This window comes from Streptomyces glaucescens (assembly GCF_002154375.1).
Classification (GTDB): Bacteria; Actinomycetota; Actinomycetes; order Streptomycetales; family Streptomycetaceae; genus Streptomyces; species Streptomyces glaucescens.
In genome coordinates this window covers 1-6,891 of the sequence record NZ_MUND01000542.1, presented here as the reverse complement: position 1 = coordinate 6,891, position 6,891 = coordinate 1, and the positions used below count along the sequence as shown (strand labels likewise).

Sequence of the window (6,891 nt, the reverse complement as noted above, 5' to 3'; positions counted from 1 at the left end):
CCGCGGGTGGTGCCGCGGTGCCGTTCCGCGTGTGTGTCACGCTCACGCTTGACCTCCCCCATGGTCATCTGTCGCCGCAAGTATCGCCGCCCGGGCCGGCATCCGCACCGGGCTTCGCTGGATCTTGATCGGATCGCAGCGTGCGACGTCACACGTCTCCCCGCAGTGAATACGCCGGTGGGGGCGGTTCGGTTCCCCGCGCGGCCCGGGGGTTCAGAACAAGGAGCGGGGCGCGCACGCCCGCGCGGGGAACCGAACCGCCCCCACCGGCGTATTCACTGCGGGGAGACGTGTGACGTCGCACGCTGCGATCCGATCAAGATCCAGCGAAGCCCGGTGCGGATGCCGGCCCGGGCGGCGATACTTGCGGCGACAGATGACCATGGGGGAGGTCAAGCGTGAGCGTGACACACACGCGGAACGGCACCGCGGCACCACCCGCGGCACCACCCGCGGCACCGCCGGCGGCACCGCCGGCGGCCCCGCGCCGCACCGCCTTCGCCGAAGGCCTGGACCGGCTCCGCGCGGCCGCCACCACGGAACCGGGCCGGCTGCGCGTCATCGGCGCCGTCCTCGCCCTCCTCGTCGTCGCCTTCGGCACCGTCACCGCCTGGCAGACCACGGCCCGCTCCGCCGCCGCCGACGACGTCCTGCACACCAGCCAGCCCCTCACCTCCGCCGCCGCCGACATCTACCGCTCCCTCGCGGACGCCAACACCGCCGCCTCCAGCGGCTTCCTCGCCGGCGGCCAGGAGACCCAGGCCGACCGCGACCGCTACGAGAAGGACATCCGCACCGCCGCCGCCAAGCTGATCACCGCGGCCAACAGCTCCGACCCGGACTCCCCGTCCGCCCGGACCATCGCCGAGCTCAACCGGCTCCTCCCCGAGTACAAGGGCCTGATCGAACGCGCCCGCGCCAACAACCGCCAGGGCTACCCCCTCGGCGGCGCCTACCTGCGCTACGCGAACGACAAGATGCAGACGGAGATGCTCCCGGCCGCCGAGGACCTGTACACGTCGGAGAACCGCCGCCTGCGCGCCGACTACGCCGACGCGACCCCCTACCCGTGGGCCGCCATCGCCCTCGGCGTCGCCGCCCTCGCCGCCCTCGCCTGGGCCCAGCACCGCACCTACCGCCGCACGAACCGGGTCCTCAACCACGGCCTGGTCGCCGCCACGGCGGCCACCACCGTCGTGCTGCTCTGGCTCGTCGTCGGCCACAGCGTCGCCCGCGCCGGCCTGAACGACTCCTACGACCACGGTGTCCGCTCGCTCGACGTGCTGCACGACGCCCGCATCGCCTCCCTCAAGGCCCGCGGCAACGAGAACCTGACCCTGGTCAACCGCGGCGCCGAGACCGTCGAGACCGCACCCGGGACGTTCGCCGACAAGTTCGACGTGGCGTACCAGGCGTCGATGAAGGACCTCGCCGACGGCCTGGCCCGGGCCGCCGACCTGGCCGACGACGACGCGGGCGCCCGGCCCGTGCGGGCCGCCACCGGCGACATGGACGTCTGGCAGGACCGCCACCGGCAGGCCCGCGACGCCGACGACGCCGGTGACTACCAGGCGGCCCTCGACAAGGTCATCGGCACGAAGAGCGACGAGCCGACCGGAGAGTGCTTCGACAGCGTCGACCACAACCTCCAGACCGCCATCGCGCACGAGGAACGCGAGTTCGCGCGGGCGGCCGGCGACGGCCGGGACGCGATGACCGGTCTGGCCGCTGGTGCCGCGGTGCTCGCCCTGCTGGGCGCGGCGGGCGCGGTGCTGGGCATCGGCCGCAGGCTGTCGGAGTACCGGTGAGAGGGGGACCGGTGGAAGGGGTGCCGGTGAGAGGGGGCATGAGGATGTACGCACGACGGGTGCGGGACGGCCTGCGGGGCTGGGGCGGCGTGGGCGCGATGTCCCTGGTCTGCGCCCTGGCGGTGGTCTTCGCCCTGCTGCTGCCGCACACCCAGGACCACCCGGACGGCAGCACCGGTGCCGGCGGCCGGGGCGGCGCGGAGGGCACCCTCGCGAAGGCCGACGCCTGCGAGGACCCGGAGGCGCAGAGCCTGACCCCGGCCACCGTCGAGGGCCCGGCGATCGCGGCCGTCGAGAAGCGCGGCTATCTCTCCGTCGGCGTCGACCAGAACAGCTTCCGCTGGGGCTACCGCAACCCCAACAGCACCGCCGAGACGGTCGAGCTGGAAGGCTTCGACATCGATCTCGCGCGCCGGATCGCCGAGGAGCTGCTCGGCTCCCCGGACCGCATCCGCTTCAAGGCGATCCCCACCAACCAGCGGGTGCCTGCGATCCAGAGCGGCCAGGTCGACATGGTGGTCCGCACCATGACCATCACCTGCGCCCGCCTGAAGGACGTCGCCTTCTCCGCCCCGTACTTCCTCACCGGCCAGCAGGTCCTGGCGCCGAACTCCTCCCCGGTGAAGGGCTACGACGACACCCTGGCCGGCAAGCGGATCTGCTCGGCGGCGGGTTCGACGGCGTACGAGAAGCTGGCCGCGGACCGCGCGTCGGGGAACCTGCCCGCCTCCGCGGACATCTCCACCACTGTGCCCAACCAGCTCGACTGCCTGGTCAGGCTGCAACTCGGCCAGGTGGACGCGGTGGTGACGGACAGCGCGCTCGCCGCCAGCCAGGCCGCGCAGGACCCCACGGTGGAGCTGAAGGGCAAGCGCTTCACCACGGAGTACTACGGCGTGGCGATGAAGAAGGACGCCACCGATCTGGTACGCCGGGTCAACCGGATACTGGCGGACTACCGCCAGGACGGCGGGTGGAAGGCGTCGTACGACAAGTGGCTGTCGCCGACGCTGGGTAGGGACTCCGAGTCGGCGACCCCGCCGACGCCGCGTTACAAGTAGAGGGGTGATCATGGGCGCCACGGGAACCTCCGGTCCGGTCATGGACAGGGACGAGGTGGACCGTGCGCTGGCGCGGCTCGGCGCCGAGCACGAGGCGATCGAGACCTCGCTGCTCGCGCTCCAGGACCACGCGGGCCGCCGCCTGCTCGAAGGCGCCGAGCTGACCGGCGTCACCGAGGAGCGCTGGGCGGTCACCGAGGCGTCGATCACCCTGCTGTGGACGTACTTCGACGCCTACACGGACGCGCTGCGCACCGCCCGGGACATCCGCGCGCGCCGCCGCTGGTCCAGCCGCGAGGACCTGGTGGAGCTGACCGAGCTGCTGCGCGGCGAGGCGGTCACGGTCGCCGGCGGGGCGACCGCCGTGACCCACGCGCCCTCCCCGCACGGCGGCGCGGGCCGGCTCAGCACCCGCTACTCGCTGGCCGCGCTCGTGGACCGGATGAACGAGCTGTACGCGGCCTCGCTGGACATGGTGGTGGCCGCCGACGCGGTGTGGTCCGCGCTGCCCGCCCGCATCGATTTACTCGCCGCCGAACTCCAGCGCACCCGCACCCTCGCCCACTCCGTCGGCGTCCGCCCCGGTGAACATCCGTCCGGTGACGACCTGGAGCGCATCACCCGCACCCTGACAAAGCTGCGCGAGCAGGTCGTGTCCGACCCGCTGGCGTTCTGGAAGCCCGCCGAGGGCAGCTCCGCGCCCGGCGGCGGCAAGCCGGACACGACGGTCTACGACCGGGAGGCGCGCGCCCTGGAGGAGGTGCGCCGGGAGATCGACGCGGTGCTCACCGTCCGCCAGGACGCCGAGCAGCGGCTGATCAGGCTGCGGGACGTGCTGTCCCGCGCGGACCGCACGCTCGCCGAGGCCCGCACCGCGCGCGGCGAGGTCCTCGCGAAGATCGCGGCGACCGAGGTGCCCGTGGTCAGCGGCCCGCCGACCGCGCTCCAGGAGCAGCTGACGACGGCCGCCGAGTACCGCAGACAGGCACAGTGGCACCGTCTCTCCCCGCTTCTGGAGTCCCTGGAGCGCAAGGCGGAGGACGAGCTGCTGCGCGCCCGCGAGTCGCTCACCGCGGTCACCGCGCCGCTCGCGGTCCGCGCCGAGCTGCGGGGCCGGCTGGACGCGTACCGGGCGAAGGTGGCCCGGCACGGCCTGGCGGAGGACCCGCTGCTGGTGGAGCGGTACGACGCGGCGCGCCGGATGCTGTGGAGCGCGCCCTGCGACCTGCGCGTCGCCGAGCAGGCGGTGCTCCGCTACCAGCAGGCGGTGGCGGAACTGCTCGGCGCCCCGCGGGTGCCGGGCCAGGGCGGGCCCGAGGACCGCAGGGGGGACGCTGCGGCGCACAGGGGGGATTCTTCGGTATGAGTCAGGTCACGAGTCAGGCACCGCGCACCTGTCAGCGGCCCGGCTGCGGCGGCGCGTACGAGGACGTCGGCGGCGGCGAGCTGTACTGCGACATGTGCGGTCTCGCCCCGGTCGTGTCATCGACCGGCATGGTCGGTTCGGCGCCGACCGGGGTGACGGGCGGCGGCCGCGGTTCGGCGGGCAGCGGCAGCGCCCGCACGGGAAGCCGGGGCAGTTCGCGTACCTCGTCGCAGTCGTCGAAGTCCCGGCGCTCGGTGTCGGGCCGCCTCTCGCGATCCGTGTCGGGCCGGCCCACCAGCCGTTCGGTGTCGGTGCGCAGCTCGGGTTCCACCTCCTCGTCCAGCGGGCGGGGGCGGCTCGGCGCGGGCCTGGTGCAGGTGCCCCAGGTGCCGCGGCCGGACCCGCGCGCGATGGTGCTGGCCAACCCGGAGGTGCCGGAGCGCAAGCGGTTCTGCTCCCGCGCCGACTGCGGTGCCCCGGTGGGCCGGGCGCGCGGCGACCGCCCCGGCCGCACGGAGGGGTTCTGCACCAAGTGCGGCCACCCGTACTCGTTCGTGCCCAAGCTGCGGGCGGGCGACATCGTGCGCGGCCAGTACGAGGTGGCGGGCTGTCTCGCCCACGGCGGCCTGGGCTGGATCTACCTCGCCGTGGACCGCGCGGTCTCCGACCGCTGGGTGGTGCTCAAGGGCCTGCTCGACACCGGCGACCAGGACGCGATGGCGGCGGCGATCTCCGAACGCCGGTTCCTCGCGGAGATCGAGCACGCCAACATCGTGCGGATCTACAACTTCGTGGAGCACCTGGACCAGCGCACCGGCTCCCTCGACGGCTACATCGTCATGGAGTACGTCGGCGGCAAGTCCCTCAAGGAGATCGCCAACGCCCGCCGCACCCCCGACGGCCGCCGGGACCCGCTGCCGGTCGAACAGGCCTGCGCGTACGGCATCGAGGCGCTGGAGGCCCTCGGCCACCTGCACAGCCGCAACCTCCTCTACTGCGACTTCAAGGTCGACAACGCCATCCAGACCGAGGACCAGCTCAAGCTGATCGACATGGGTGCGGTGCGCCGCATGGACGACGACGAGTCCGCGATCTACGGCACGGTCGGCTACCAGGCGCCCGAGGTGGCCGACGTCGGCCCGTCGGTCGCCTCCGACCTGTACACGGTGGGCCGCACGCTCGCCGTCCTCACCTTCGACTTCCAGGGCTACACCAACGTCTACGCCGACTCCCTGCCCGACCCCGACACCATCGAGGTGTTCCGGCGGTACGAGTCCTTCTACCGCCTCCTGGTCCGCGCCACCGACCCCGATCCGGCCCGCAGATTCGCCTCCGCGCAGGAGATGGCGGACCAGCTGACGGGCGTGCTGCGGGAGGTCGTCTCCCTCCAGACCGGGCGTGCCCGCCCCGCGCTGTCGACCCTGTTCGGGCCGGAACTGCGGGTCACCGACTCCGAGTTGTTCCCCGTGCTGGACGGGGAGGTGTCACGGCTGGGAGCCCGGACGGCGGCCGCGCGAAGCGGACCGGGCGCCGGTGCGCAACTGCCCGCCGGTACGGCCTCCTTGGTCAAGCCGGTGCGGACCGACTCCGCCGCGCTCGCGCTGCCGATCCCCCGGACCGAGCCCAGCGACCCCAACGCCGGGTTCCTCGCGGGCCTGCTGACCTCCGCGCCGGCCGAGCTGATCGCCGCCCTGACCGCCGTACCGGCGCAGTCGACGGAGACCAGGCTGCGGCAGGTGCGCGCCTGGCTGGAGAACGGCGACACGGCGACCGCGCACACCGTCCTCGCCGCGCTGGAGGAGGAACGCCCCGACGACTGGCGGGTGGTCTGGTACCGGGGCGTGGCCGCGCTGGTGACCGGCGACCACGAGGGCGCCGCGCTCTCCTTCGACGCGATCTACGACGCCTTCCCCGGCGAGACGGCCCCGAAGCTCGCCCTCGGCCTGTGCGCGGAGGTGCTGGGCCAGCTGGACAACGCGGCCGAGTACTACCGCCTGGTGTGGTCGACCGACCCGAGCTGTGTCAGCGCCGCGTTCGGCCTGGCCCGCGTCCAGCTCGCCACGGGCGACCGGCGGGGCGCCGTGACCACGCTGGAGTCCGTCCCGGAGGCCTCCATCCACTTCACGGCCGCCCGGGTGGCCGCCGTCCGCGCCCGGCTGCGGCAGCGCACGGCCACCGCCTCCGACGTACCGTTCCTGGACGATCTGACCGCCGCCGCAGGCCAGGTCGAGGCGCTCGACGCGTACGGTCTCGACCCGACGCGGCGCGAGCAGTTGGCCACGGAAGTGCTCGGCAGCGCCCTGGACTGGATACTCTCCGGGGGCCAGGGTTCCGTTCCTCCCGCCGCCGGAGGACGGACGCTGCTCGGCAGCGGCCTGGACGAACGGGGCCTGCGCTTCGGCCTGGAACGTTCGTACCGCACGCTGGCCCGGCTGGCGCGGGGCGGCGAGGAGAGGATCGACCTGGTGGAACGTGCCAATCGTTACCGCCCCCGGACGTGGGTGTAGTTGATGTCGCAGATGCCGCCCCGGCAGGCCGCCCTGACGCAGTGCCCCAACTGCGCGGAACCGCTGGAACAGGGGGACCGTTTCTGCGGAGCGTGCGGATACGACCTTTCGGCCGTACCGCCCCTCCCGCAGCAGCCCCCCGCCCCCAC

At 73.5% G+C, this 6,891-nt stretch carries 5 protein-coding genes; all 5 read left to right on the top strand.

Annotated elements, in window-relative coordinates; genetic code table 11:
* Positions 1-404: 404 nt before the first annotated feature.
* Positions 405-1,808 carry a hypothetical protein gene (locus CCN42_RS31140; protein WP_422641215.1) on the top strand — a complete coding sequence of 468 codons (1,404 nt, stop codon included), beginning with the start codon at positions 405-407 and terminating at the stop codon, positions 1,806-1,808.
* A gap of 44 nt (positions 1,809-1,852) precedes the next feature.
* The gene (locus CCN42_RS31135) at positions 1,853-2,869 is read left to right on the top strand and encodes a glutamate ABC transporter substrate-binding protein (RefSeq protein WP_086740630.1); all 1,017 of its coding nucleotides are present in this window, start codon (positions 1,853-1,855) and stop codon (positions 2,867-2,869) included.
* A 10-nt stretch (positions 2,870-2,879) separates the two neighbouring features.
* Complete coding sequence (locus CCN42_RS31130) at positions 2,880-4,235, top strand: hypothetical protein (protein WP_086740629.1); 1,356 nt, start codon at positions 2,880-2,882, stop codon at positions 4,233-4,235.
* Complete coding sequence (locus CCN42_RS31125) at positions 4,232-6,742, top strand: serine/threonine-protein kinase (RefSeq protein ID WP_086740627.1); 2,511 nt, start codon at positions 4,232-4,234, stop codon at positions 6,740-6,742. Before CCN42_RS31130 ends, CCN42_RS31125 begins: the two co-directional genes overlap by 4 nt.
* Before the next feature lie 3 nt (positions 6,743-6,745).
* The coding region (locus tag CCN42_RS31120; RefSeq protein WP_245877547.1) for a zinc ribbon domain-containing protein at positions 6,746-6,891 on the top strand (146 nt) is incomplete at its 3' end.

Excerpts from the sequence above, each read along its gene's own strand:
- CCN42_RS31135 (WP_086740630.1), top strand. The coding sequence starts at position 1,853 with ATGTACGCACGACGGGTGCGGGACGGCCTGCGGGGCTGGGGCGGCGTG.
- CCN42_RS31130 (WP_086740629.1), top strand. The coding sequence starts at position 2,880 with ATGGGCGCCACGGGAACCTCCGGTCCGGTCATGGACAGGGACGAGGTG.
- CCN42_RS31125 (WP_086740627.1), top strand. The coding sequence starts at position 4,232 with ATGAGTCAGGTCACGAGTCAGGCACCGCGCACCTGTCAGCGGCCCGGC.